Below are 1591 nucleotides of genomic sequence, written 5' to 3'. Positions count from 1 at the left end.
CTACTTCATCTACGAGGCGCTCGAGGGCGCGGGCGAGCGCATGCGTCAGGATCCGGTGGCCTCGGTCTTCATCACCGACAAGCTCACCCGACTCCCCGCGCTGGAGGCCGACCTCGAGTTCCTGCTCTGTTCTACTGCCCGCCCGAGGAGAACGTGTACGTGGACCCCACGTTCTTCCAGCTCATGCAGCAGCAGTTCGGAGCATCGGCCGGCGATCTCGCGCAGCTCTACATCGTCGGTCACGAGTGGGGCCACCACATCCAGAACATCACCGGCTACATGGATCGATACCCGAACAACGGGACCGGTCCCGGCAGCAACGGCGTGCGGATCGAGCTGCAGGCCGACTGCTACGCCGGTGCATGGCTCGGACGGATGACGGAGCAGACGGATGCCGACGGCGACCCCTACCTGATCGCGCCGACGGAACAGCAGATCGAAGATGCCCTGAACGCGGCTTCGGCGGTCGGTGACGACAGCATCCAGGCGCAGTCGGGGTTCTCGAACCCGGAGAGCTGGACGCACGGCTCCAGCGAGCAGCGGCAGCGCTGGTTCGCCGAGGGCTACCAGAACGGACTGGGAGTCTGCGAGCAGGCGCTGACCCTTCCCGCTGACCAGCTGGATCCGTGATCCCGGCACACGAGTGAACGTCCGCTACCGTTGACGAAGCAGTCAGCACGACCGGCTGGGGGGCCGATGATGAAGAAGACGGATGCACTTTATCCACCGATCGAACCGTACGAGACGGGGGAACTGCTCGTCGGCGACGGCCACCGCGTCTATTGGGAGGTCAGCGGCAACCCCGAGGGCAAACCCGTGGTGTTCCTGCACGGCGGTCCGGGGAGCGGAACCTCGCCGTGGCAGCGGCAGTTCTTCGACCCGAAGCGCTACCGCATCGTGCTGCTCGATCAGCGCGGCTGCGGCAAGAGCACACCGCACGCGAGCGCCCCGGATGCCGACTTCCGTCACATCACGACGGCTCATCTGATCGCCGACATCGAACTCCTGCGCAAGAATCTCGGCATCGCGAGATGGCAGGTGTTCGGCGGATCGTGGGGCAGCGCCCTGGCCCTCGCCTACGCACAGGCGCACCCGGATGCCGTGACCGAGCTGGTGCTCCGGGGGATCTTCACGCTGCGCAGGGTCGAGCTCGAGTGGTTCTACGAGGGCGGTGCCGCCGCCCTGTTCCCTGATCTCTGGGAGAGCTTCATCGCGCCGATCCCGCTGCTGGAGCGGTCGCACATGATCGAGGCGTATCACCGCCGACTGTTCGATCCCGACCCCGCCGTGCACGTGCCGGCGGCGGTCGCCTGGTCGACCTGGGAGGCGTCGACCGTCACGCTGACGCCGAACGCTGCGCAGATCGAGGCGATGTCCGACCCGGTGAAGGCCACCGCTTTCGCTCGCATGGAGAACCACTTCTTCGTCCATCGAGGCTGGTGGGAAGAGGGACAGCTGATCGCCGTGCCTGTGATGATTGTAGGTGTGTAGCCAGGCGGGTAGCGCGGCTCGGCGTTCGGATTCTGATCCGTAGAAGCGTGCGTAGGCCCAGCCGTCGGCGAGGGTGCGATGGAACCGCTCGATCTTGCCA

1 protein-coding gene and 3 pseudogenes are annotated in these 1591 nt (G+C 66.1%); 3 read left to right on the top strand and 1 reads right to left on the bottom strand.

Translation table 11 applies throughout. The features are described 5' to 3' along the window. The 3 genes and pseudogenes from KZA10_RS14675 to pip all read left to right on the top strand — a co-directional run. Positions 1-127 (top strand): annotated as a pseudogene (locus tag KZA10_RS14675) (biliverdin-producing heme oxygenase); the annotation flags it as partial. Between the two features lie 32 nt (positions 128-159). Continuing rightward, positions 160-630 (top strand): neutral zinc metallopeptidase, encoded by a 471-nt coding sequence (locus KZA10_RS14670; protein ID WP_308289686.1) that lies wholly within the window; start codon positions 160-162, stop codon positions 628-630. A 66-nt stretch (positions 631-696) separates the two neighbouring features. Beyond that, a pseudogene (gene pip / locus KZA10_RS14665) lies at positions 697-1482 on the top strand (prolyl aminopeptidase); the annotation flags it as partial. On the opposite strand, the pseudogene KZA10_RS14660 reads toward pip, so the two are convergent. After that, a pseudogene (locus tag KZA10_RS14660) lies at positions 1432-1591 on the bottom strand (integrase core domain-containing protein); the annotation flags it as partial. The pseudogenes pip and KZA10_RS14660 sit on opposite strands and share 51 nt — an antisense overlap.

Origin of the sequence: Microbacterium sp. BF1, from assembly GCF_019279095.1 — a bacterium.
Classification (GTDB): Bacteria; Actinomycetota; Actinomycetes; order Actinomycetales; family Microbacteriaceae; genus Microbacterium; species Microbacterium maritypicum.
This window is presented reverse-complemented; position numbering and strand designations above follow the sequence as displayed.